We start from the raw sequence: 23,977 nt of genomic DNA on the forward strand, positions 1-23,977 counted from the left end.
GATGGATGCTGAAGCGTGGTAACTCCAGTCTCCTCGGTCCGGTCCGAATGGACAACCTCTCGAAAGCTCACACCTAGTGCCGGCAGTGGCACCGCTGTTGTCCGTCGACAGGTCCCGCGCTTGCTCGGTGCGACCAACAACCTTAAGCGCTAGGGCGTAACCTGACCCTGCAAGATCTCCTCACCGACTATAAGGTGCGCCTCACGATCTGAGACGATGGGACAGGATGGCTAAGGAGGTGCGCCGTCTTGCATGCCCCGCCAGCGAGGCGAACCCTCTCGGCTACGCGCGCCACCAGCGACGCTCCATATCGTCAGGCCTGCGTCTCATGCTCAGATGAGCCGGTATTTGGCTCTCTCATCAGCAAACCGAGAGAGCCCATGCCAAGACGGAAGCAAGCAAGACGAACGAGCGTCAGAGATATCCTGCGCCTGACCCATAAACAGGGCAGTCCGGTGGGCCAAGGTGGCAGAGCAACTGAGGTTCGGCAAGACTTCGGCTTCCACCTATCTGCGGGCGCTGGAGACGGGCTGTCGTGCAGGCCCTGCATGCGGCTTTGAGGACGATGCGATGTTGAAACACCGTCTGTTGCGCCGAATCGGCCGTCGGCCAAACGTTGGGTCGTCATCAGGTTCTCGACAGCTTCCCGGTGTCAAATCCAAACCGTGGTCGGCGATCCCCACCAGGGTGGGAAGGCAGCGCTGATATAGCCGAACGTCGATCAAGTCACGATCAACGATTGCCTCATGTCACATGCCCTGCGGGACTGAAAAACGGAGAAGAACATGTGCGATGCAAAACTGAAGACCGTGCTTTCGCTTTTTTCGCCGGTGGCCAGCAAATTAGATGCTCTCTCGTCCAACGGACCAGCGACGGATGCAAACTGCGTTAAGCTAAATACGAACGAGAACCCGTTTCCGTTGCCGAAGAGCGTAATGCAAAGTGCAATTGCTGCGATCGAACACCAGTATCTTTATCCGGAAGACGACAATCTCAGCTTAAGGGCAGCTGCCTCCGATGCTTACGGATTTTCCAAAGATCAGGTGATTGCCGGCAACGGTTCGTCGGAGCTGCTCGGACTCATCTACAGAGCTTTCCTCGCCCCAGGAGATAGAGTGGCAATGCTGTCGCCCGGATTTTCGTTCAACCGTAAACTTGCCATGTTGCAGGGTGCCGAGTTTCTCGAAATCGCATCGAGCGAAGCTCATCCCCTGCCGATAGAAAAACTGCTGTCCGGCCCCGCAAAAGACGCGAAGTTCATTCTGTTGGCTAATCCGAACAATCCGACCGGAACATTCGTGCCGGTGGCCGAAATCGAACGCCTTGTGGAGCAAGCAGATCGCTTGGTCGTCTTGGATGAGGCCTACGTTGACTTCGCACCCGACAATGCCCTGCGCCTCGTCAATAGACATCCGAATCTTTTGATCTTGAGGACTTTTTCAAAGAGCTATGCTGCCGCTGGCGTGCGAGTCGGCTTCGGTTTCGGTCACCCAGAAATCATTGGCAGGCTGCGCAACATCCAGAATGTCTTCAACATGAACGTGATCGGGCAGGCGGTCGGGAAAAGCATTCTTGCGCATCGCCACGCCTACGAAGAGAACCACAGGCACATCAAGCATGAACGACAGCGAGTGACCCTGGCGCTGTTGCAACTTGGCTTTTCCGTAACACCCTCCCACGCAAACTTTTTGCTGGCCCGTGTGCCGGCGGGACAGGAGGGCTCATGCTGGCAAGCCGCGTTGAAAGAGCAGGCGATCCTCATCGCCAGCTTTCCTGACGTAGATTTGAAGAACTGTATTCGCGTCAGCATTGGCACCACAGAGCAGATGGACAAATTCCTTGCTGCCGCCGAACGCGTCTGTATGAACTTTAAGAAGGATCGCGGTGCTCACAAGCATGAAGTCGATTCACATTAAGCATCAAGTAATGATATGTCGTGAGCTATGATGATTAGCGAATAAATATAGGTAATTTGGAGAACAATTAATTGAAGAAAATTTCCGCTTCGGGCCTGACCTTCGGCATCTTCGATCATCTGGACGAAAACGGCGATGACATCGCACAACAATATGCAGATCGGCTGAGCCTAGCAGAAGCGTGCGATGGCTATGGCTTTTATGCGTATCATCTCGCCGAGCACCACTGTACGCCGCATGGCAGAGGTCCATCACCGAATTTGTTCTTAGCGAGCGTCGCCCAGCGAACCCGCAGTCTTCGTGTTGGTCCCATGGTAATGCTACTTGCGCTCTATCATCCGCTGCGTGCCTTCGAGGAGATCTGCATGCTTGATCAGTTGAGCGGCGGCAGGCTTGAACTCGGCATAGGGCGCGGCTCTGCTCCCACTGAATTGGGATACTTCGGGGTTGCTGTAGAAGCAGCACCAGAACAGTATGCGGAGGCCAGTGAGATTCTCATCAATGCGATGAAAGGCGGGACGCTTTCTTATCAGGGCCGCCACTTTGAGTTGAAAGATGTTCCGCTGACGTTGAGACCTCACCAATATCCCCGTCCGCCGACATGGATCGCCACCAATCGACCCGAGCCGGCTAGCTGGGCCGCTGCGAATGGGGCAAACATCGCCTGCGTCGGACCTTCCACTTCTGTTCGCAGCGTTACCGACGCGTTCCGCGCCGCCCGAATTCACGATGCTGACATTGGCCAGCAAGCGCCATTTCTTGGATTGCTCCGAATGGTGGTGATAGGGCGTTCTGAAACAGATGCGTATTTGCTCGCAGCACCTGCCTATGAACGATGGCTCAATAGCTTCAAATTTCTATACGAACTAAATGCCATTTCCACTCCACCAAACTTGCCTTTGAACTTCGATGCAGCAATTGAAAGTGAATTGTGCGTCGTGGGAACGGCAGATTCTGTCCGAAAAGCTCTCCTTGATCAGCTGGAAGAGGCAGGTGCTAATTATCTTCTGTGTCAACTGGCATTTGGGGATTTGCCGCTGGATGCCTCACTATACACCGCATCGGCCATTGGATCCGAAATCATGGCTCGAGTTGCCGCATCGTGAATCCGTCGTGTGATTGGAGGAGCAGCGGCAGCGCTGCTCCTCATTGCGAAACGGTTGTGGGGGCCGGACTCCTGTGTCAGGTGTAAACCATTGGAGCACGTCCTATCTGATCCAGGTCATATCCTGCGGCTTTGAAGTAGTTGGCACATTCGGCTGGGGTGAAGAGGTCGACGACCGCGCCGAGGCGTCCTGACCTTGCCCCTCTGATCTAATCCGGTTTGAAGTTCGTTCTGGCCCATCCAGAGGACCAGGACATGAAACGCAGCCGCTTCTCTGAAGAGCAGATCATCGGAATTTTGAAGAAACACGAGGCCGGGGTATCGGTTGGCGATCTGTGCCGCAAGCACGGGGTCAGCGACGCCTCGATCTACAATTGGAAGGCCCGCTTCGGCGGGATGGATGTCACCGAGGCTCGGCGACCTGAAGGCGCTGGAGGACGAGAACACGCGCCTGAAGCGGCTTTTGGCCGACGCCATGCTCGACAATGCCGCGTTGAAGGACCTTGTGGGAAAGAAATGGTGACGCCCGCCGCCAAGCGGAAAGCTGTCGCTCGCCTGAAGGAAGGCTTCGGGATGAGCGAACGGCGGGCGTGTAAAGCCATCGGCTGTTGCCGCATGACGGTTCGCTACCAGACCAGCAGGCCGGACGACCGCGAGGTTCGCGAGCGGATGAAGGCCGATCGCGCAGGAGCGTCGCCGGTTCGGCTACCGGCGTCTTCTCGTGATGCTGAGGCGGGAGGGCCTGGTCGTGAACCACAAGAAGCTGTTCCGGCTCTATCGGGAGGAGAAGCTCGCCGTCGCCGCCGTGGCGGCCGCAAGCGGGCGATCGGGACCAGGGCGCCGATGCTGGTGCCGCTGAGGCCCGACGAGCGCTGGTCGCTCGACTTCGTATCGGACCAGCTCACCGACGGGCGCCGCTTCCGCATCCTGGCCGTCGTCGACGACTGCACGAGAGAGTGCCTCGCACTCATCGTTGATACGTCTCTCTCGGGCATGCGGGTTGCCCGCGAATTGGACGGCTCATCACCGAGCGGGGCCGGCCCAGGATGATCGTCAGCGACAATGGCAGCGAGTTCACCTCGAACGCCATCCTCTCCTGGGCGGATCAGAACCGCGTCGAATGGCATTACATTGCGCCCGGCAAGCCGATGCAGAATGGCTTCATCGAGAGCTTCAACGGCCGACTGCGCGATGAACTGCTCAACGAGACGCTGTTCACCTCGCTGGCTCAGGCGCGCGTAGCCATCGCCCTGTGGCACGCCGACTACAACACCGCGCGGCCGCACTCCCCCCTGGCAGACCCCGGCCAAGTTCGCCAGCACCTTCAATCCGCGACGGTCGCTCGCGCTGCGCTATGCCAAAGGCTCCGCGCCAGCGCCCGTCGCTTCACCCGCCCAGCAGGGCACAACCCACGCCGGAAACGAACTCAAAACTGCTGGGGCAACGTCAGTCCCATAGAGCCTTGATGGTTATCTCGGCCTTTGCTCGCAGCAGCGCCTTAGGTTGGGCGAAGGCGTTCTCAATCGGATTGAAGTCGGGACTGTAGGGCGGCAGTTAGAGCAGGCTCGCCTGCGGCCTCAATCGCGCCGCGCAGGGTTCTCCAGGCGGATGTCGCCAATGTCAAATTTGCTGGCATCCATGTCGCCCTCGCCAACCGCACAAGCGAAGGCCAGAAAGCCAACATGTGTTCTGCGGCTTAATTAAGAGTCAGCCGATGTCGGCCGAACATCACCTTGTCTCGAAGTCGACGATCGGACAGCAGGTTGCGAAAGTTGGCGCGATGCGAAACAAACTGCTGAAGCGCTCAACTTTTATTGATCACGCGTGTTGGACGCGACGCACTCCCGTTCCAATCGGGCTGAGCGCAAATTCTCCCGGTTCACAAAACTGAGTCGCTGGAGTAGTGGGGGCGCAGAGAAATCTCCGGTCGCAGCCTTACCCGGTCAAAACAAGGATACCAATGATGAAGACTCTCGCCGTCTGCTCTGGCGGATTGGACTCCGTTTCCCTTGCTCACATGGTGGCAGCGGAGCACGAACTCACCGGCCTTCTATCTTTCGACTATGGCCAACGGCACAGGAAGGAATTGGGCTTCGCCGCTCTTTGCGCGCAGCGACTGAAGGTCCCGCACCAGATCATCGACATCGGCGAAATTGGCCGTGGCCTTTCCGGCTCAGCGCTGACTAGCAGTATCGACGTGCCGGACGGCCACTACGCCGAAGACACGATGAAGATTACGGTGGTGCCGAACCGCAATGCCATCATGTTGGCAATCGCCTTCGGTCTCGCCGCCGCCCACAGCGCCGAAGCGGTGGCGGCGGCCGTGCATGGTGGGGACCATTTCATCTATCCCGATTGCCGTCCGGCCTTCATTGAAGCTTTCCAGACAATGCAAGACCGCGCGCTCGACGGCTATGCGCAGATACGCCTCTATGCACCGTATGTGAATCTCGGAAAAGCTGACATTGTTGCGGATGGCGCAAGATACGGCACCCCGTTTGCTGAGACCTGGTCCTGTTACAAGGGCGGCGTGCGTCACTGCGGACGATGCGGGACCTGCGTCGAGCGGCGCGAAGCGTTCCATCTCGCCGGGCACGCTGATCCCACCGACTACGAGGACGCCGATTTCTGGCTTGAGGCGCTGCGCAGGAGGCGCGCGTAATGTTCCACATCAGCAAGGAATTCCACTTCTCGGCCTCGCATCAGCTCACCTCCTTGCCTCCCAACCATCAATGCGCGCGCCTGCACGGGCATAACTATGTCGTCGTAGTGGAGCTGTCGGCCAAGGAACTGGACGCCCACGGCTTCGTGCGCGACTATCACGATCTGGCGCCGCTCAAACGCTACATTGACGAGAGCTTCGACCATCGGCACCTCAACGACGTGCTGGGACATGAGAAGGTCACGGCGGAATGCCTGGCCAGACATTTCTATGAATGGTGCAAGGCACGTCTGCCGCAGACCGCGGCCGTGCGCGTTAGCGAAACACCGAAAACTTGGGCGGAATACCGTCCGTGACCGACATGCATCCCGCAATCCGTGTGAGCGAGATATTCGGGCCGACTATCCAGGGCGAGGGCGTGCTCATCGGCTTGCCGACGGTGTTCATCAGAACCGGCGGATGTGATTATCGCTGTTCATGGTGCGACAGCCTTCACGCGGTGGACAATCAGTATCGCCATGAATGGCTACCGATGCCGATCGATGCCGTGTGGCAAACCGTCCATGCGCTTTCCGGCGGCAGGCCGGTTATGGTCTCCTTGTCAGGCGGCAACCCGGCCATTCAGCCGTTCGGTCCCCTCATAGAACGAGGCCATCGCGAGGGCTATCGTTTTGCACTGGAAACGCAGGGTTCCGTGGTGAGGGAGTGGTTTGCGGATCTTGACGTGCTGACCCTTAGCCCAAAGCCGCCGTCCAGCGAGATGACGACCCGTTGGGCTGCGTTTGATGCATGCCTCGAAGCGGCGCAAGAGAAGCCGCAAATCGTGCTCAAGCTCGTCGTTTTCGACGAGAGTGACTATGCCTACGCCAAAGAAGTCGCGGCGAGATATCCGCACCTTCCGATCTATCTGCAACCCGGCAATCACACGCCGCCGCTCCCTGGCAGTGAAGACGCCTCTGTCGACTTGGACGGAATAATGATGCGAATGGAATGGCTTGTCGAAAGGGTGACTAGCGACAGGTGGTTCGAAGCCCGCGTGTTGCCGCAGCTGCACGTTCTGCTTTGGGGTAACAAGAGGGCGGTCTAGTCTGTGGCTTGCGTCGCACCGGAAGGCCGGGCTCCAACGGCTTGGCAGGCTCTCTTCGCGTGCCGAGTACAGCCGAGCTTTGTTCGCGTCAGCGGTCTCGCGATTGTGCGGCTGGAAACCGCCCGGACACCCCGCTGCCGGCGTGTGTCACCTTGACTCCGATGAGCTGTCGTCACGCAAAGTTGAAATCCGCAAGAACTGGCCTTCTCGCCCCACCTGCTCCGTCGCAAGCACGTCATCCCCTCATCCTTGTCCAGCTCTTATCGATGTATCTCATTGTCCGGCCTGACGCACGACTGTCAGCATGGGAATGCATCCATTGCGCAAATGCCTTCCATAAAGAAGATCGATTTCCTCATTGGCCCAACGTGAAATATAGCAACGTTTTCGTGGCGTGGGTCGGCTGCGTCGGGAGTAGCGATGAAAACGTATTGGGGTCGCCTGCGTCTCCTTGGGCAGCGAGTGTAAAGTATAGCGATGCGGCCTCCGGCGCGAACGGCAGCCGCGCAGTGATCACCTTCGCCTGTGCCTTTGCGGCGGGGGTCAAGCGCTGGTCTGCTAAAATTTTTTATCGTTTAGCTGGTTGAAACTGCCCCCGTTGCGGGCTGCAGAAGCCGGCCAGCCGAGAAACGGCAGCCGCACTTATGAAAGCACGCCAAGGCGTGCGGGCATCTATCAGTTGCAAAGGACAATACTGGCCGCGCCGATTGGCCATCACGCGTCCATTAGGGCAGCCACCAACATCAGTTCGCAAGAGGAGCAAAAGTAATATGTATCGTCGTCACCTGATCAAAGGGTTGGTTGCGCTCGGCGCATGCCGGATTTGCGTTCAAGCCGCCCAAGCGACCAGTGCCCATTGGGGGTACACCGGTCCGGTCGGACCGGAGCACTGGGCTGATCTGGATAAGGAAAATTTCGTATGCTCTGCCGGCACGCAGCAATCGCCGATCAATATCAACAGCGCGGTCAAGGCGGATATCCCGCATATCGCCATCGGCTGGCACAAGGGCGGCGGCAATATGGTGAACAACGGCCACACCATTCAAATCAATATGCCACAAGGCAGCACGCTGACCCGCGGCGATCGTGTCTACGAACTGGTACAGTTCCATTTCCATGCGCCAAGCGAACATCACGTGGCGGGCAAGAGCTTCCCGATGGAGGTGCATTTCGTTCACAAGGACACGCAAAGTGGTACTCTGGGCGTGCTGGGCGTCTTTTTAACGCCCGGCGCGACAAATGCCAGCTTTGCTGCCCTTGCTGCGGCCTTTCCCGAACTGCCGAATGGGGAGGTGACGATCGACGAGGTGAATCCCAACTGGCTTCTGCCAGCCTCGCTTGGCTATTGGACTTATGAGGGCTCACTGACGACGCCGCCGTGCACCGAAAACGTCGAGTGGATGGTGGCGATGGAACCGGTTGACGTTGATCCGGCAGACATCCAGCGATTTGCCTCACTCTACCCGTCGAACGCGCGCCCTATTCATTCACCCAATCGACGCTTCATCCTGCGCCAGAGTTGAGCGCCGCCCCAGCGGTTCCGCACGGTCCAACATTCTTGGCACAAGTTGGCGCGAAGCCTCCTCTTCCGGTCTGGCGGTCTGACGGCGCTCCCCAAGCTGGCTAGTCTAAATGATAGGGATTCGGTGCCGACACCACTCGTCCCAAATACGTCGCGGCGAGGTTTGTCTGCAACCCGGCAATCACACGCCGCCCCGCCGTGGTAATGAAGACGTCTCTGTCGAGTCCGACGGAATATGATGCGCATGGAACCGCTGGTAGAAAAGGTGACCAGCGACAGGTGGTTCGAAGCCCGCGTCTTGCCGCAGCTGCACGTTCTACTCTGGGGTAACAAGAGGGTAGTGTATACCTTCTCCTAGCTTCGCCGCCAACTACTCGGTTTTCCGAATTGCTCTCTATATTCTTGAAGACGATGCGTTCGTTAAAGACATGTGCTGCGCACCTGGTGTAAAAGCTGCTCTCATCATGCAGAGGTCAAGCCAGTCGGGCTCATCCGAGGCTATGGCCGTGAGCACTGTTCAGTTCGGCAGAGAGGGCGCTTTTGTACACACTTTGCGATCGTGGCGGCCCCGTGGGCAGATCTGCAAGCTGCCGCGACACTAACCTCTCGAAGCCCGCCCGCCCGCCTTTCGTGCAGCTTCCTCTGAACAAAACCACCGCTCGCCCTTCAATAGGTTGATGCGTGTCTCCCAGTAAGATTCCTGTCCAAGAACGTGATAATCTTCTTGCCAGTGTTGTAGCTGATGTTGCCCTTGATGCCGCAGCCTACCGCGGCGGGACCAAACTCAATGGCAAGCAGGCCGGCTAGGATCGTGCAGCCAGTCGCGAGCCTCGCCCACAACGGGGTCTCACGCGCATGAGGGCGCCGACCATGGGTTCGGCGGTTCATACGCGTATAACACGTATCTTTCTGAAAAAATCAATGCTCTCGGCTAAGCTACTGAATTATTTGGCTTCCATATAGCGCGTCGGCGGAACCAACTTGTAGACGGGCTATGAAAGGTTAAGCGCGGATGTCTATCGGCCGCCGGCGTTCCCGCTCTGTAAGCCTGCCTGAACTACCCGCGCCGCGGTCAAGCCCCAGGCTCCTGCTCATCCAGCGACCGCCCGATCAATGGCAGGCTGGAAAGACAAGAGCCGATGTCTTCCGATGGTCTCGCCATCAGCTTTGGGCTAACTTCCCCATTCTCCCGCTTCGAGCTCGACACACGGCGGTTTGGATGGCGCACGACAATCTGTGTCGGCTTTGTCGTGTCCGTGACAGACGCCTGAAAGGCCCGTTCGCGCGTTTTGCCGCCGTCTAAGCGGCTGGAATTTAATGACAAAGTTTCTTCTGGGATCGGCCGATCACGCTGGTACGCTTTTTGCGATGCTTGGTGTGAGGCGGCACGAGCTGCCTATCGGCACTTGTGTCGCGGGCAGTCGCGATAATTAGAACGAAGGAAGGAAAGCTATTATGTCAGGTCTGCGTCAGATCGCCTTTTACGGAAAAGGCGGCATCGGCAAGTCCACCACGTCCCAAAATACGCTCGCTGCCCTTGTCGACCTCGGGCAGAGAATCCTCATCGTAGGATGCGACCCCAAAGCCGATTCCACACGCTTGATCCTGAATTCGAAAGCTCAGGATACCGTCCTGGATCTCGCCGCACAGGAAGGCTCGGTGGAAGACCTCGAACTCCAGGACGTGCTCAAGGTGGGCTACAGAGGCATCAAGTGCGTGGAGTCCGGCGGCCCCGAGCCGGGTGTCGGTTGCGCCGGCCGCGGCGTCATCACCTCGATCAATTTCCTCGAGGAGAATGGCGCTTATGACGATGTCGATTATGTCTCCTATGACGTCCTCGGCGACGTGGTATGCGGCGGCTTCGCCATGCCGATCCGCGAAGGCAAGGCCCAGGAGATCTATATCGTCATGTCCGGCGAGATGATGGCGCTCTATGCCGCCAACAACATCGCCAAGGGCATCCTCAAATATGCCCATTCGGGCGGTGTGCGGCTGGGCGGGCTGATCTGCAATGAACGTCAAACCGACCGCGAACTCGATCTGGCCGAAGCACTGGCTGGCCGATTGAATTCCAAGCTCATCCACTTCGTGCCCCGCGACAACATCGTCCAACATGCCGAACTCAGGAAGATGTCGGTGATCCAGTACGCGCCGGACTCAAAGCAGGCAGGGGAATACCGCGCTCTGGCCGAGAAGATCCACGCCAATTCGGGCCAGGGTACGATCCCGACGCCGATCACCATGGAGGAGCTGGAGGAGATGCTGCTCGACTTCGGCATCATGAAGACCGACGAGCAGATGCTTGCCGAGCTTCACTCCAAGGAAGCGGCGAAGGCGGCGGCCCAGTAGTGACATTAGCGCTGCCATGAATCGGCGCGCCTTGCAGAGAACGGCGCCTATTCTTTGAGGCGTCACCCAACCTTGAAAGGGGGACTCATGAGCCGGGAATACGAGAATGACGGTGCTCTTCATGCGAAGCTTATCGAAGAGGTGCTGTCGCATTATCCCGACAAGGCGGCGAAGCGCCGCAAGAAGCACCTCAACGTCGCAAAGAGCGGCAACGAGGCTGGCGGGGAAAGCGAGGTCCTTTCCGAATGCGACGTCAAATCGAACATCAAGTCCATTCCCGGGGTGATGACGATTCGCGGCTGTGCATATGCTGGTTCGAAAGGCGTGGTGTGGGGGCCAGTCAAGGATATGGTCCATATCTCGCACGGCCCGGTCGGCTGCGGCCAATATTCTTGGTCGCAGCGCCGCAACTACTACGTCGGTACAACGGGCGTCGACACGTTCGGGACAATGCAGTTCACCTCCGATTTCCAGGAGAAGGACATCGTCTTCGGCGGCGACAAGAAGCTGGAACAGATCATTGACGAGATTGAAGTCTTGTTTCCGCTCAACAACGGCATCACCGTGCAGTCCGAATGCCCTATCGGCCTGATTGGCGATGACACCGAGGCCGTTTCTCGCAAAAAGACCAAGGAGTATGACAAGACGATCGTGCCGGTACGCTGCGAGGGCTTCCGCGGCGTCTCGCAGTCGCTTGGCCACCACATCGCCAATGATGCAATCCGGGATTGGGTCTTCGACAAAAAGGATGTCAAGTTCGAGGCCGGCCCCTACGACGTCAACGTCATCGGCGACTACAATATCGGCGGCGATGCCTGGGCCTCGCGCATACTGCTTGAGGAGATAGGGCTGCGCGTGGTTGGCAACTGGTCGGGTGACGCCACACTCGCAGAGATCGAGCGCGCCCCGAAGGCTAAGCTCAATCTTATCCACTGCTACCGGTCGATGAATTACATCTGTCGGCATATGGAGGAAAAGTATGGCGTCGCCTGGATGGAGTACAATTTCTTCGGTCCCTCCCAGATCGAAGCCTCTCTGCGCAACATAGCCAAGCATTTTGGGCCGGAAATCGAGGAGAAGACCGAAAAGGTCATTGCCAAGTACAGGCCGCTTGTTGATGCGGTCATCGCCAAGTACCTGTCGCGCCTGGAAGGAAATACCGTGATGCTCTATGTCGGCGGCCTGCGCCCCCGCCACGTCGTCACGGCCTACGAGGACCTCGGCATGGTCATCGTGGGCACCGGCTATGAATTCGCCCACAGCGACGACTATCAGCGCACCGGCCACTACGTGAAGAACGGCACGCTGATCTACGATGACGTGACCGGCTATGAGTTGGAGAAATTCATCGAAGGGATTCGCCCAAATCTGGTCGGCTCGGGAATCAAAGAAAAATACCCGGTGCAGAAGATGGGCATACCGTTCCGCCAGATGCATTCCTGGGATTATTCAGGCCCGTATCACGGCTACGACGGCTTTGCCATTTTCGCACGTGATGTGGATCTCGCCATTAACAACCCGGTCTGGGACCTATTCCACGCGCCTTGGAAAAGAAGCCGGGGCGATGAGCGGGCGATGGCTGCCGAATAAACATTTGCTTCAGCCCCAGTCTCCCACTGAGACGGTGAACTCCCGCGGCCTCTGATCCGCCGGAGCCTGGAACGTCTTGACGTCCTGAGCTGCCGTCCCGCGCAGCCAGATGCAAAAGAGGTAATCATCATGCCGCAGTCGGCTGAAAAAATTCTCGATCACGCTCCCCTGTTCCGCGAGCCGGAATACAGAAAGATGCTCGCTGAGAAGAAGCTAAACTTCGAATGTCCGCACCCCGATGAAATCGTTTCCGATCAGCGCGATTTCACCCAGACGTGGGAATACCGCGAAAAGAACCTCGCCCGCAAAGCGCTTGTCGTGAACCCGGCCAAGGCCTGCCAGCCGCTGGGTGCGGTATTCGCTGCCGCCGGCTTCGAGCGAACCATGTCCTTCGTCCACGGCAGCCAAGGTTGCGTCGCCTATTACCGCTCGCACCTGTCGCGCCATTTCAAGGAGCCTGCCGCGGCGGTCTCCTCCTCAATGACCGAGGATGCGGCGGTGTTTGGCGGCCTGAAGAACATGGTCGACGGGCTCGCCAACACCTACCAGCTCTACGACCCCAAGATGATTGCCGTGTCGACGACCTGTATGGCAGAGGTCATTGGCGACGACCTGCACAGCTTCATCCAGAACGCCAAGGACGAAGATTCAGTCCCGCGCGACTTCGACGTGCCCTTTGCCCACACCCCGGCCTTCGTTGGCAGTCATGTCGACGGCTATGACAACATGGTCAAAGGCATTTTGGAGCACTTCTGGAAAGGTCAGGAGCGTACGCAAATCGAAGGAACCATCAACATCATTCCGGGCTTCGACGGCTTCTGCGTCGGCAACAACCGGGAGCTCAAGCGCCTGCTCGATGTAATGGGCGTGTCCTATACATTGATCCAGGATGCCTCTGACCAGTTCGATACGCCTTCGGACGGTGAATACCGCATGTATGACGGGGGCACGAAGATCAACGAGGTGAAGAAGGCCCTCAACGCCGAGGCAACGCTTTCGCTGCAGCATCACAACACCCGAAAGACACTGGGCTATTGCGAGGAGGTCGGGCAGGCGACGGCCTCGTTCCACTATCCGCTCGGCGTTCAGGCGACGGACGAATTCCTGATGGAGGTCGCGGCGATTTCCGGCAAGGAGATTCCCGAGGCAATTCGCCTCGAGCGCGGCCGACTGGTAGACGCCATGGCGGACAGCCAATCCTGGCTGCATGGTAAGAAATACGCCATCTACGGTGATCCCGACTTCGTTCACGCAATGGCCCGCTTTGTCATGGAGACCGGCGGCGAGCCAACCCATTGCCTCGCCACCAATGGCACCTCGGCATGGGAAGCCGATTTGAAGAAGCTGCTAGCATCCTCGCCTTTCGGCAAGGCTGCCCAGGTTTGGGCGGGCAAGGACCTGTGGGCGCTGCGCTCGCTGCTCTTTACCGAGCCGGTGGACCTTTTGATCGGCAATTCCTACGGCAAGTACCTGGAGCGCGACACCGGAACGCCGCTGATCCGGCTGATGTTTCCGATCTTCGATCGGCACCATCATCACCGCTTTGCGCTCTTTGGCTACCAGGGCGCGTTGCGCGTGCTGACGACGATCCTCGACAAGATCTTCGACAAACTCGATCGCGAGACGAGCGAGACGGGTGTGACGGATTATTCCTATGACCTCACGCGCTAAGAGCCGTGGCCGGCTTTTCGCCGAGGCCATTCCTTGCCCAATGGACTGGGGAGGCTGAGCGATGTCCTCCCTCAGCGCCAAAATCAAGGACGCCTTCGATGAGCCCGCCTGCGATAAGAACCGTGGCAAAGATGCCAAGGCGCGCAAGGAGGGCTGCTCGAAGTCGCTGACACCAGGGGCGGCAGCCGGCGGCTGCGCCTTTGACGGAGCCAAGATCGTCCTGCAGCCGATCACCGACGTTGCGCATCTGGTCCATGCGCCGCTCGCCTGCGAGGGCAATTCTTGGGACAACCGTGGTGCGGTTTCGTCAGGGCCGACCTTGTGGCGGACAAGCTTCACGACCGACCTCACCGAACTCGACCTGGTGATGGGGCAGGGCGAGCGGAAACTCTTCAAGGCGATCCGCGAGATCAAGCACACATACGCGCCGCCGGCGATCTTCGTCTACTCAACTTGCGTAACGGCGCTGATCGGTGACGACATCGAGGCCGTGTGCAAACGCGCCACGGAAAAGTTCGGTTTGGCCGTGGTGCCGATCAATGCGCCTGGCCTGGCAGGCTCCAAGAACCTCGGCAACAAGCTCGCCGCCGAGGCGTTGCTCGATCATGTCATCGGCACGGTCGAACCCGACGACCCCGGGCCCTACGACATCAACATCCTTGGCGAATTCAACCTCTCGGGCGAATTCTGGCTTGTAAAGCCGCTCCTCGATCGGCTCGGCATCCGGGTGCGCGCCTGCATTCCCGGCGATGCGCGTTACCGCGACATTGCTTCCGCGCACCGCGCCCGGGCGGCAATGATCGTGTGCTCGACCGCGCTGATCAGTCTTGCCCGCAAGATGGAGGAGCGCTGGGACATCCCGTTCTTCGAGGGCTCCTTCTATGGCATCTCCGACACATCGCAAGCTCTTCGCAACCTTGTCAGGCTGCTGGTGAGGAAGGGCGCCGATCCGGAGATCCTCGAGCGCACGGAGACGCTGATCGCGCAGCAGGAGGCGATCGCGTGGAAGAAACTCGAATCCTACCGGCAAAGGCTCCAAGGCAAGCGCGTGCTGCTCAACACAGGCGGTGTGAAGTCCTGGTCGGTTGTCCGTGCGCTGATGGAGATCGGAATCGAGATCGTCGGCACCTCGGTCAAGAAATCTACGGTGCAGGACAAGGAGCGCATCAAACAAGTTCTCAAGCACGACAAGCATATGTTCGAATACATGGCTGCGCGCGAGCTGTACGCCATGCTCTCTGAACACAGGGCCGATATCATGCTGTCGGGCGGTCGCACGCAATTCATTGCGCTCAAGGCCAAGACGCCCTGGCTCGATATCAACCAGGAGCGCCAGCACCCTTATGCCGGCTATGCCGGCATGGTGGAACTCGTACGCCAGATCGACCTCGCCATTCACAATCCGGTCTGGTCTCAGGTGCGCCAGCCGGCCCCGTGGGATTGCCAGCCTGATCTAAAAGACGAACTGCCATGCACGAAGAAGGAGTCCGGGCACCTGTTCGATGAATTCGCCGGCGCGACGGCACACGAGTTCAGCGAGTGTTGAGGCGACCGATGGCCCGCATCCTTCCCCAGACCAAATCCGCGGCGGTGAACCCGCTGAAGTCGTCGCAGCCGCTGGGTGCCGCCTTTGCCTTTCTTGGGGTCGACGGCGCGATGCCGCTGTTCCACGGCAGCCAGGGATGCACAAGCTTCGCGCTCGTGCTCTTCGTACGGCACTTCAAAGAAACGATTCCATTGCAGACAACAGCGATGGATGAGGTGGCGACCATCCTCGGCGCTGCCGACCATCTTGAAGAAGCCATCCTCAACCTCAAGAACCGCACGAAGCCAAAGCTGATCGGGGTGTGCACGACCGCGCTGGTGGAGACGCGTGGCGAAGATTGCGCGAGTGATATTGCGAACATCAAGCTGAAGCACACGCAAGAGCTTGCGGGTACGGAGGTCGTGCTGGCCAACACGCCGGATTTTGACGGCGCGATCGAAGAGGGCTGGGCCAAGGCAGTCACCGCAATGATCAAAGGGATTACAGGCTCGGGCGAACGTGCGCGGCAGCCGAAGAAGATCGCGATCCTGCCCGGATGCAACCTCACTGTCGCCGACATCGAGCATATGCGTGACATGGTTGAAAGCTTTGGGCTCAAGCCGGTTATTCTGCCCGACATTTCAGGCTCGCTCGACGGTACGGTTCCTGACCGCTGGGTAGCGACCACATACGGCGGCACCAGCGTCGAAGACATTCGCGAGTTGGGCACGGCCATGCAATGCATCGCCATCGGTGAGCACATGCGCCGCCCGGCGAAAGCGCTGCACGGGTTGACCGGCGTGCCTTACGTGTTGTTCCAGTCACTGACTGGGCTGCAGGACACGGACCGCTTCGTGTCGCTGCTGTCTGCGATTTCGGGCGCGGCGGTACCGGCCCGCGTGCGCCGGCGCCGGGCGCAATTGCAGGACGCGATGCTCGACGGACATTTCCATTTCGGCGGCAAGAAAATTGCCATCGCTGCCGAACCAGACCAGCTGTTCCAACTTGCGACCTTCTTTGCTGGCCTCGGCTCCGAGATAGCCGCGGCCGTCACAACGACCGACAGGTCTAAAATTCTCGAGAAAGTCCCGGCGGTTTCGGTTCAGATCGGCGATCTCGGCGATCTGGAAAGTCTTGCCGTCGGTGCTGACCTGCTTGTCACGCATTCGCACGGGCGCCAAGCATCGGAGCGGCTCCGAATTCCGCTCATGCGCATCGGGTTCCCGGTCTTCGATCGACTAGGCAGCCAGCACAAGCTCGCAATTCTCTATCAGGGCACCCGCGACATGATCTTCGAGGTCGCCAGCATCTTCCAGGCCAACCAACACGCGCCCACTCCTGAGGCGCTTGATCCACTCCGTAATCGAGAAATATCACGATGAACGCTGTTCGCCGCCTCTCGCTGGTCAGTAGTGAGGTTTTCGCCCCGATGCCTGAACGACGTAAGGGCGCATTGCGCGTTGCGATCGCCACTCAGGACATGCAGGACCTCAACGCCCATTTCGGGTCGGCCAGGCGCTTTGCTGTCTACGACGTGACGCGCGAGGAATGGAATCTCGTAGAAGCCGTGGCCTTCGATGACGTGTCCGATGAAAGCGGGGAGCATCGGGCCGAGCGCGATGATCGCATCACGCCAAAGGTGGATGCGCTCAAGGGCTGTCAGATCCTGTTTTGTCTGGCAATTGGCGGCCCTTCGGCAGCCAAGCTTGTCGCGGCAAAAATCCACCCGATCAAAGTGGCGGAGCCCCAATCGATCCCACAGGTGCTCTTGCGCACGCAGATGATGCTCAGGACGTGTCCTCCGCCTTGGCTGCGCAAGGTGCTGGCGCGAGCGGGCATTGCCGAAAAGAAACCGTCCTTCGAGGACGAGGACTGAAAAGAGGAGGACGCCAATGCCTGACCCCGCAATCCCCCCAGCTGTCGCCGAAGACGAGGCGGCTCTTTGCACCCCGTTCGTCAAATGCCTCGTGCGGCTGATCCGTTCTCAGGATTCCTATGGCTCGTGGGAACGCAAAGCGGACGCTGAGCTGCTGGGCGACTTCATCATTACCAAGGAACAGCGCCGAGGGATCCCAATCATCGGAGATCCCGATCCCGACGTGCTGTGGAGGCTCGACAAGTACTACGCCGCCATCGGGCTTGCGATCGAGGAGCGCTGCGGCCTTATGGCATCGCCGATGATCCAGGTGAGCCATGAGGGTTTTGGTCGGGTGCTTTTCACGACCGGACGGCTGGTCGTTTTGTCCAAAACGCTGCGCGATGTCCACCGGTTTGGCTTCGAGACGCTCCTGAAGCTCGCCACGGCCGGTACGAAGCTGGTCGACGATGCGATTTCAGTCATCGAAACCTTTCCCCACGTGGCGCTGGCATGATGGGCGCGATTTTCGAGAAAGGCCATCATGACGGACCCGAGAAACTATGTTGGCCAGTCCCCTCGATCCAGGGACTCGAGGCCGACCAGGTTGTTGGGGTATCGCCGATGAAGAAGCCGCTGGTCCTGATCTGCTCGCAAGATGCCGAGTTCTATCTGCTCTACAGCCACATACTGGAGGTTGACGGTTTCAGCAGTGAGACGGCAGACGGCGCGAAGGCTGCGCTGGCCTTGGCCGAACAACGGGAGCTTCAGGCCGTAGTGCTGGATTGCGACCCAGCCAGCATAAACGGGTCCGCAATTTGCGCCCACCTCAAGCGGGAACCGCGCACCACCGACCTGCCTATCATCGCCCTGATCGCGCCTGGCGCCGAGCACCAGCACCTCGATCTCTTGAAGGCAGGCGTTGAGAGCTTTGTGCGGCCGGTGGCTCCGGCCAAGCTGCTCGACTGCCTGCGGGCGAGGCTCGGGCTGACCAAGCGTGGTCCGAACGGGGTTGAAAACGACAGTTGGATTTGTTGTGGAGGCCTGGAGATGAAGCTCGATGCCCATCGGGTTCGCGGTAATGGCCACGACATCCATCTCGGACGGATCGATTTCAACGTGCTGCGGCTTATGATTGAGGCCCCCGGCAAGGTCTTCAGCCGGGACGAGCTTATCGGGGCGGCCTGGCTGCCCAACATTCATGTCGGTGCACGCACCGTCGATGTCCATATCAGCCGAATCAGGAGGGCGCTGAAAACGGCCTTGCCCGGCAGCGTCATTCGCACCGTCAGGTCGGCCGGCTACTCGCTCGAGAAGCCGGACGACTGAAATCGGTGATCGAACGTGGTGCCGCTCTCTCTTCCTCCTGAGAGCGGTGTTGCCGCTTTGAGGCGCTCCTAACGAAGACCAGGAGAAGCAGGCAAATGGAATTTAAAAGCATATTCAGTGTGACGGGTGCTGATCATTCTGATGAGGACCTCACAACAGCTGCCGGACTGTGTGCCGAGGTCGGCGCGCACCTATCGGTACTCATTATACCGCCTCCATTGCTCTTGATGTCGTCTCCGCCCCCCGAATGGAATACAGGACGTGCACAGGCAATTGCAGTACCGAACTATCGATTTCAGCAAATCGAGAAATTTTCACAGGACGTGACCAGAATGGAAAGACGGTCCGCGGATATCCTCAAAAGGCTGAAAGCTATGTCGCTTTCCTGTGACGTTGACACCGACTATTGCGATCCGGCTAGCCTCGGTGAAGTGGCACGACAGCGGGCGCTCTGCGCTGACCTGACGATCGTTGGAGGAGACCTCCTCAACGATGAGACTCTCGGACCTCCTGTTGTCAACGGCTGCTTGTTCGATAGCGGAAAGCCGGTGCTCATCGTGCCGAAGGGCGTTAAGGCGACGCTGTCGCCTCGACGCGTGCTGGTCGGCTGGGATTCGCGTGTAGAGGCCTCGCGTGCGGTTCGGGAAGCTCTTAGTATCCTATCCGCTGCCAAGGAAGTCTGTGTCGCTATGGTCGATCCAAAGGCGCAAAACAACGGGAAAGGCGCGCAGTCTGGAGCTGACATCGCTGCCTATCTTACTCGGCACGGTGCTCGGGTCTCCGTTGACCTGCTTAAGAGCGCCGGCAAATCGGCGGGCACAGTGCTGACCCAGCACGCGAACGACATCTGTGCTGACATGATGGTTATGGGTGCTTATGGCAGCCGTGGGCTGCGTGAGCGGATTTTCGGCGGTCCGCCGAGCTGGAGCTTTGGGAAGACCACATTGCCGCTGTTTTTGGCTCGCTGATCAGCTCCGTAGGAACACCGATCAGGTCGTAGGACCGCCAACCAGTCCGAAGTCGTCGTCGGTTACCGGTCGGATTGCGGAGACATGGCTGGATCCGCGAACATCTTGCGACGCTTGTCAGAGCCAAACCGGACGCCTCGACTGCTTCACGACGCTCTCGTGAACCAACTCGTGCGAGATCGTCCGCAACGGGCAGTAAAGACGAACGGCTGCAGCAGACCGCAGCCAAGCCACAGGGCGGGTGTACCAGGAGACCCCGCCTCGTGCGCGAACCCTGTTGGAAGGCCCCTTATCAGTACCCGGACGCGCGTCAAATCGGCGGCTGTCCCTGTCAGCCTGCGGTGTGCAAGGGCCGCTGCCGCGGAGCTTCCCCTGCCCGATCGTCGGGCGTGCGACAATGTCGGATTCCAGACGAGCTGGAACTGCGCGAACTCGTTGGTTTGACAGGTCTTTATCCGGCACGCCGCATGCATGGGAGTCTCCGAAAGCATTAAGAGCCGTTATCCATGGTTACGCCCCTCGAAAGAAAGAGCCGCTTCCGTCGTGGCAGGGAAACAGCCACTCCTGGGGTGGAGGCCGGCGCTAGAAGCCGCCGTAAGATCCGGAAGAGCCGCGCGACAGCATCACACACTTTCCTTCTGCTCTTGGGTTCGGATCACGCCGCGCCGCTGTCGATGCCGCCGACATTGAGCCCAAGACCTGGAAGGCGGCACACGCTTTTGCTGTCCTCTCAGTCGGGACCGCGGCTCAAGCATGCCTGTGAGGTTCGCATTGCTCAATGCCCGGCAATCGACGTCAACATGCCGCTGAGTTGGAAAACACTCCTAGAGGAGTAAGGATAAGTGGACCTCTTTTGTATTGGTGTGGGTGCTGGACCATCTAATTTGAGCCTTGCGTGTCAGATACAGGAAGAGATTGCGCAAGGGGCACTGTTCCTGGACCGGGAGGTCGATTTCCGAGGACATCCAGGCAGCGCTTTCGATTGCGCGGAGCTCCAGGTCGGCCACTTCCAGGATCTGGTTACTCTGGTCAATCCGCGATCAGCCTACACATTCGTAAACTACCTCCACGAGAACGGGCGTCTTTACAATTTCCTCAATGCGCAATTTCACGGGGTGCTTAGAGCCGAGTTCGCCCAATATCTCAACTGGGCGTTCCAGAAGAATCCGCTTGTCCGTGGCGGCGAGGCCGTTCGCGAAATCCGCTTTGACGGCGAGTTTCGCGTGCGGACGGACAACGCGGTCCTTGATGCAAGAAACCTCGTCATCGACATAGGCAAGCAGGCGCAAATTCCGCCTCAGTTTCATGGCTGGACTGGACCCAACCTGTTCCACTCATCTGAGTTGGCCCACATCAATCCTGAGGTGCAAAAAAAGCATGTCTGCGTTGTTGGCGGCGGACAGTCGGGAGCCGAGCTGCTACTGCACCTTGTCGGCCGGCCGAAAGAACGGCGGCCCGCGGCGATCACATGGGTCTTGACGCGCGAGATGCCTTTCGACGACCACGCGTTCACAAACGGGCTGTTCACGCCATGCTTCTCGGATCGTTTTGCTGCGATGAGCGAGGTGCATCGACAGCTGTTCCTGCGGCGTTTCGCGCTTGCCTCCGAGGGCATTTCAGAAAGCAAGTTGCGCGCGGTCTATCAGGCGCTCTACCACCACGCCTTTCTCGAGCCACACCAATGCGAGATCACATTGCGGCCAAGTTGCAACGTGTCGCGCTGCATCAATGCCGGAGCAGGGCACAGGCTCACGCTGCAACGCGGCTTGGACAACATCGGAGAAGTAACCGCCGATATCGTCATCCTGGCCACCGGGTACGAGAAACCGCTGCCGGGTTTCCTAGAACCGATCGCAGATCGCCTCGAACAGATCGGCAATGAGCTCGCCATCGGCGAGGATTTTTCGGTGTACTGGGACGGACCGCGAGACCGACGCCTTTTCGTTCAGAACGCCTGCCTTGGACAGCGCGGGCTGGCTGATCCGAACTTTGGGCTGCTGGCCTGGCGAGCGCGCCGCATCCTTGACAGCCTTCTGCGGCGCGCGCCATGCGCCAATCCCGAGCATCTAGGGTTCATCAACCGTCCCTTGACGGAGTGCTGGCCCGACCTCGGAGTCGAACAAATGGGCAGCGGGATATGATTCGTCGATATTGATGATCGGCGGTGGCATTCAGGAAAGATTTCCGCCTCTGGCGGCAAAAGCGGGACGAGCAATATTCCTACGGCGTCAGATCGCTCTGCTCGCGCTTGAGCAAGGTAGCGTCGCGCGACTCCTGCTTGGCGTGAAACAGCAAAGGGCATTCAATCACGATGCAGCTTTACGTGCTGTCGGGCTCAACGCCACGTGGATCGAGCCCAACGCCGCCGTTGGCAACCGCGACGCGAATTATGACGCCGGGCCACATGCGGCGGTGGCTGCAAGGGTACCGAGCCTCTCCCGCACTTTCGACCCCATCGCCGAAGTGCGACTACTCCAGGACGCCGAAGCCGGTCTTATCGCCAGCGGGCCAGCCAAACTCTCACCTTCCTAAACGGCAGCCGCTAAGGTGAGCCGTCGAAAGCCGACATTCAGGTTAACGTCAGCTGGCCGTGTTAGGGCTCGCTTATTCAAGGCGGTACCGGCGCTTGCCGAAGCTAAGAAGGGTTGGCATGCCCTTTGCCGTGCTTGATGTGCGGCAACACGGTGAGAGCTCCGCTGAAGCAAGCGAGAGGGAGCAATGCCCTCGAGACCGTGTCCGATTTTGACTGGAAAATATTCCGCGACAAAAGAGACGAAAGGTGTGGAATGACTTTGGACACCAAGATGGAACTGCGTATGGGGTCCCCGGCTCCTGCGCTGAAAGTGGAGAACTGGCTGCGTGGCGAGCCCCTCACGAGCCTTCGGCCCGGCAAGGTCTACCTCGTTGAATTTTGGGCGACTTGGTGCCGACCATGTGTCCACGCCATGCCCCATTTGATCGAACTGCAGGAGAAATATAAAGACAGCGGATTTGAGATTATCGGAGTCGCAGCTTGCGAAAAGGCTGCAACCGCGGACGAAGCGCGGACCAACGTGGATGCCTGGCTGACCGAGAAGTTCCCGAATCTGAATTATCGGACAGCGTTCGATTGCACTGGCGAAATGAAAAAGCTCTGGCTGGAACCCAGCTCTTCGTTCGGGATTCCCACCTCGTTCGTGGTCGACCGCGACGGCCACATCGCTTATATCGGCCACCCGGCACCTCTCGATGACGTTTTGCCGAAAGTCCTTAACGGCAGCTGGCGCAGCAGCTATGAAGCGAAAGCCGTCGATGCAAAGCGAATCTCGCGTGTGCGCGAATCGTCGCTGAGTCAGCCGATATACGCCAAACTTGGGCCGGCGATGCAGGACGAGGATTGGGCAGCGGCACTATTGGCCATCGAAGAAGGCCTCGCCGTGATGCCAGACTCTTTTGATTTTCGGCGGGTTCATGCGGATATTCTGCTTCACAAGCTGCGCGACATCAAAACCGGCTTGCCGCTTATGCGCGAATTGGTCGAGGACGCGATCAACAAAAAGTTCGAAGCGATGTCTTGGGTGGTGATGGCGCTGAACCAACTCTTCCATCCCACGATCGACAACTCCCATCTTCCGCATGATGATCGCTTTGCGATGGGCAAGGAGCTCTCCGAACAGATCCTGGAACTTAATCCTCCGCAAGGCGATGGAGACTTTAAATTCGGGTGTTACTTTCCGGTCGCTCAGTATTATTACGAGAGCGGCAACAAGGACCGGGCGATCGAGTTGATCGAGGTGGCAATCAAATCGCTGGACCATTCGGAGCCAGTGCCGGACCAAACCAAACAGCGCTACCTCACCTCGTTGCTCCAAGCCCTGGCCAACTACACGGGTGAGCCTGCCTGTCACGCGGGTCTCTGTGTGGCTCCGCAAAACAAGACTTCCGAAACTCAAAACGCTGTCACTTCCTGAGCAAGGATCGCGAAGGGCATGACAATTGGAATTGAACACCGGCAAATCCGCCCGCCCAGGCGCACTTCGCAGCAATAACGTCGATGCCGCAAAAGTGCGCGGCTTGCGGCAGGTGGAATTTCCATTGCGTTTACCTCGGGTCGAACCGCGGCGCAGGCGTTCGCGCCGCGGTGAAAGGTCTCGCATTGGTGGACGTGCTCGAGGTCGGCCACGGGACACTGTTGCGTGGGATCGGCTCGCCCAAGCCATTCCCCGCCCACGCAAGCGCCCGAACCACACATCGCAGAAAAAGAGATCGTCCTTCAAGAGGAGTACTGAAATTGGGGAAAAGCGAAATTCCTCATGAACCGGTTGGCCCTGCTGTCCACGGGGACGACGAGGCCCTTGCTTCCCCGTTCGTCAAATGCCTCCTGCGGCTCATTCGTACTCAGGATTCCTTCGGCTTATG

18 protein-coding genes and 3 pseudogenes are annotated in these 23,977 nt (G+C 58.8%); 20 read left to right on the forward strand and 1 reads right to left on the reverse strand.

Annotated elements, in window-relative coordinates; translation table 11 throughout:
* The first annotated feature begins 785 nt into the window (after nt 1–785).
* The 3 genes and pseudogenes from hisC (at nt 786) to P9230_RS31865 (ending at nt 4,479) form a co-directional block, all read left to right on the forward strand.
* On the forward strand, nt 786–1,916 hold the full coding sequence (hisC, locus tag P9230_RS31855; RefSeq protein WP_063169376.1) for a histidinol-phosphate transaminase: 1,131 nt from the start codon (nt 786–788) through the stop codon (nt 1,914–1,916).
* A 71-nt stretch (nt 1,917–1,987) separates the two neighbouring features.
* The gene (locus P9230_RS31860; protein WP_063169375.1) at nt 1,988–3,022 is read left to right on the forward strand and encodes an LLM class flavin-dependent oxidoreductase; all 1,035 of its coding nucleotides are present in this window, start codon (nt 1,988–1,990) and stop codon (nt 3,020–3,022) included.
* A gap of 254 nt (nt 3,023–3,276) precedes the next feature.
* A pseudogene (locus P9230_RS31865) lies at nt 3,277–4,479 on the forward strand (IS3 family transposase).
* Here P9230_RS31865 and P9230_RS31870 read toward each other — a convergent pair.
* A pseudogene (locus tag P9230_RS31870) lies at nt 4,474–4,615 on the reverse strand (transposase); the annotation flags it as partial. The pseudogenes P9230_RS31865 and P9230_RS31870 sit on opposite strands and share 6 nt — an antisense overlap.
* 369 nt (nt 4,616–4,984) lie before the next feature.
* On the opposite strand from P9230_RS31870, the gene queC reads away from it, so the two are divergent.
* The 17 genes and pseudogenes from queC to P9230_RS31955 all read left to right on the forward strand — a co-directional run bounded on the left by queC (nt 4,985) and on the right by P9230_RS31955 (nt 23,529).
* Nucleotides 4,985–5,683, forward strand: a complete 699-nt coding sequence (queC, locus tag P9230_RS31875) for a 7-cyano-7-deazaguanine synthase QueC (RefSeq protein ID WP_063170389.1) — start codon at nt 4,985–4,987, stop codon at nt 5,681–5,683.
* Nucleotides 5,683–6,039 (forward strand): 6-carboxytetrahydropterin synthase QueD, encoded by a 357-nt coding sequence (gene queD, locus P9230_RS31880; protein WP_063169374.1) that lies wholly within the window; start codon nt 5,683–5,685, stop codon nt 6,037–6,039. Before queC ends, queD begins: the two co-directional genes overlap by 1 nt.
* A gap of 5 nt (nt 6,040–6,044) precedes the next feature.
* Nucleotides 6,045–6,770, forward strand: coding sequence for a 7-carboxy-7-deazaguanine synthase QueE (gene queE / locus P9230_RS31885; RefSeq protein ID WP_164548811.1), 726 nt, complete (start codon nt 6,045–6,047; stop codon nt 6,768–6,770).
* 770 nt (nt 6,771–7,540) lie between these two features.
* On the forward strand, nt 7,541–8,293 hold the full coding sequence (locus tag P9230_RS31890) for a carbonic anhydrase (protein WP_063169372.1): 753 nt from the start codon (nt 7,541–7,543) through the stop codon (nt 8,291–8,293).
* A 160-nt stretch (nt 8,294–8,453) separates the two neighbouring features.
* Nucleotides 8,454–8,650 (forward strand): annotated as a pseudogene (locus P9230_RS31895) (7-carboxy-7-deazaguanine synthase QueE); the annotation flags it as partial.
* Nucleotides 8,651–9,747: 1,097 nt separating this feature from the next.
* Complete coding sequence (gene nifH / locus P9230_RS31900) at nt 9,748–10,641, forward strand: nitrogenase iron protein (RefSeq protein WP_024505261.1); 894 nt, start codon at nt 9,748–9,750, stop codon at nt 10,639–10,641.
* 87 nt (nt 10,642–10,728) lie between these two features.
* On the forward strand, nt 10,729–12,231 hold the full coding sequence (gene nifD, locus P9230_RS31905; protein WP_024505262.1) for a nitrogenase molybdenum-iron protein alpha chain: 1,503 nt from the start codon (nt 10,729–10,731) through the stop codon (nt 12,229–12,231).
* Nucleotides 12,232–12,360: 129 nt separating this feature from the next.
* A complete protein-coding gene (gene nifK, locus P9230_RS31910; protein WP_024505263.1) occupies nt 12,361–13,902 on the forward strand; it encodes a nitrogenase molybdenum-iron protein subunit beta in 1,542 nt (513 codons plus the stop codon).
* Nucleotides 13,903–13,963: 61 nt separating this feature from the next.
* On the forward strand, nt 13,964–15,448 hold the full coding sequence (nifE, locus tag P9230_RS31915) for a nitrogenase iron-molybdenum cofactor biosynthesis protein NifE (RefSeq protein WP_024505264.1): 1,485 nt from the start codon (nt 13,964–13,966) through the stop codon (nt 15,446–15,448).
* Nucleotides 15,449–15,456: 8 nt separating this feature from the next.
* Complete coding sequence (gene nifN / locus P9230_RS31920) at nt 15,457–16,809, forward strand: nitrogenase iron-molybdenum cofactor biosynthesis protein NifN (RefSeq protein ID WP_024505265.1); 1,353 nt, start codon at nt 15,457–15,459, stop codon at nt 16,807–16,809.
* Nucleotides 16,806–17,303 (forward strand): nitrogen fixation protein NifX, encoded by a 498-nt coding sequence (gene nifX, locus P9230_RS31925; protein WP_063169371.1) that lies wholly within the window; start codon nt 16,806–16,808, stop codon nt 17,301–17,303. Before nifN ends, nifX begins: the two co-directional genes overlap by 4 nt.
* A 16-nt stretch (nt 17,304–17,319) precedes the next feature.
* Nucleotides 17,320–17,799: a NifX-associated nitrogen fixation protein gene (locus P9230_RS31930; protein ID WP_024505267.1), complete on the forward strand. Its 480-nt coding sequence runs from the start codon at nt 17,320–17,322 to the stop codon at nt 17,797–17,799.
* Between the two features lie 107 nt (nt 17,800–17,906).
* Entirely contained in the window at nt 17,907–18,611 is a 705-nt protein-coding gene (locus P9230_RS31935) for a response regulator transcription factor (RefSeq protein ID WP_224571202.1), read from the forward strand.
* Between the two features lie 95 nt (nt 18,612–18,706).
* Nucleotides 18,707–19,579 (forward strand): universal stress protein, encoded by an 873-nt coding sequence (locus P9230_RS31940; RefSeq protein WP_063169369.1) that lies wholly within the window; start codon nt 18,707–18,709, stop codon nt 19,577–19,579.
* 842 nt (nt 19,580–20,421) lie between these two features.
* Complete coding sequence (locus P9230_RS31945; protein ID WP_063169368.1) at nt 20,422–21,720, forward strand: SidA/IucD/PvdA family monooxygenase; 1,299 nt, start codon at nt 20,422–20,424, stop codon at nt 21,718–21,720.
* A 13-nt stretch (nt 21,721–21,733) separates the two neighbouring features.
* Nucleotides 21,734–22,111: a hypothetical protein gene (locus tag P9230_RS31950; RefSeq protein ID WP_024505270.1), complete on the forward strand. Its 378-nt coding sequence runs from the start codon at nt 21,734–21,736 to the stop codon at nt 22,109–22,111.
* Nucleotides 22,112–22,383: 272 nt separating this feature from the next.
* Nucleotides 22,384–23,529 (forward strand): TlpA disulfide reductase family protein, encoded by a 1,146-nt coding sequence (locus P9230_RS31955; protein WP_063170388.1) that lies wholly within the window; start codon nt 22,384–22,386, stop codon nt 23,527–23,529.
* Nucleotides 23,530–23,977: the final 448 nt, after the last annotated feature.

Origin of the sequence: Mesorhizobium sp. WSM4887 (assembly GCF_029625865.1) — a bacterium.
In the GTDB taxonomy this organism is placed as follows: Bacteria; Pseudomonadota; Alphaproteobacteria; order Rhizobiales; family Rhizobiaceae; genus Mesorhizobium.

Bases quoted from the DNA above. Each gene is read 5' to 3' on its own strand.
- nifD (WP_024505262.1), top strand. From the start codon at position 10,729: ATGAGCCGGGAATACGAGAATGACGGTGCTCTTCATGCGAAGCTTATC.
- P9230_RS31940 (WP_063169369.1), top strand. From the start codon at position 18,707: ATGGAATTTAAAAGCATATTCAGTGTGACGGGTGCTGATCATTCTGAT.
- P9230_RS31930 (WP_024505267.1), top strand. From the start codon at position 17,320: ATGCCTGACCCCGCAATCCCCCCAGCTGTCGCCGAAGACGAGGCGGCT.
- queD (WP_063169374.1), top strand. From the start codon at position 5,683: ATGTTCCACATCAGCAAGGAATTCCACTTCTCGGCCTCGCATCAGCTC.
- nifN (WP_024505265.1), top strand. From the start codon at position 15,457: ATGGCCCGCATCCTTCCCCAGACCAAATCCGCGGCGGTGAACCCGCTG.
- queE (WP_164548811.1), top strand. From the start codon at position 6,045: ATGCATCCCGCAATCCGTGTGAGCGAGATATTCGGGCCGACTATCCAG.
- P9230_RS31955 (WP_063170388.1), top strand. From the start codon at position 22,384: ATGGAACTGCGTATGGGGTCCCCGGCTCCTGCGCTGAAAGTGGAGAAC.
- nifH (WP_024505261.1), top strand. From the start codon at position 9,748: ATGTCAGGTCTGCGTCAGATCGCCTTTTACGGAAAAGGCGGCATCGGC.
- queC (WP_063170389.1), top strand. From the start codon at position 4,985: ATGAAGACTCTCGCCGTCTGCTCTGGCGGATTGGACTCCGTTTCCCTT.
- hisC (WP_063169376.1), top strand. From the start codon at position 786: ATGTGCGATGCAAAACTGAAGACCGTGCTTTCGCTTTTTTCGCCGGTG.
- P9230_RS31935 (WP_224571202.1), top strand. From the start codon at position 17,907: ATGAAGAAGCCGCTGGTCCTGATCTGCTCGCAAGATGCCGAGTTCTAT.
- nifX (WP_063169371.1), top strand. From the start codon at position 16,806: ATGAACGCTGTTCGCCGCCTCTCGCTGGTCAGTAGTGAGGTTTTCGCC.
- P9230_RS31950 (WP_024505270.1), top strand. From the start codon at position 21,734: ATGATCGGCGGTGGCATTCAGGAAAGATTTCCGCCTCTGGCGGCAAAA.
- P9230_RS31890 (WP_063169372.1), top strand. From the start codon at position 7,541: ATGTATCGTCGTCACCTGATCAAAGGGTTGGTTGCGCTCGGCGCATGC.
- nifK (WP_024505263.1), top strand. From the start codon at position 12,361: ATGCCGCAGTCGGCTGAAAAAATTCTCGATCACGCTCCCCTGTTCCGC.
- nifE (WP_024505264.1), top strand. From the start codon at position 13,964: ATGTCCTCCCTCAGCGCCAAAATCAAGGACGCCTTCGATGAGCCCGCC.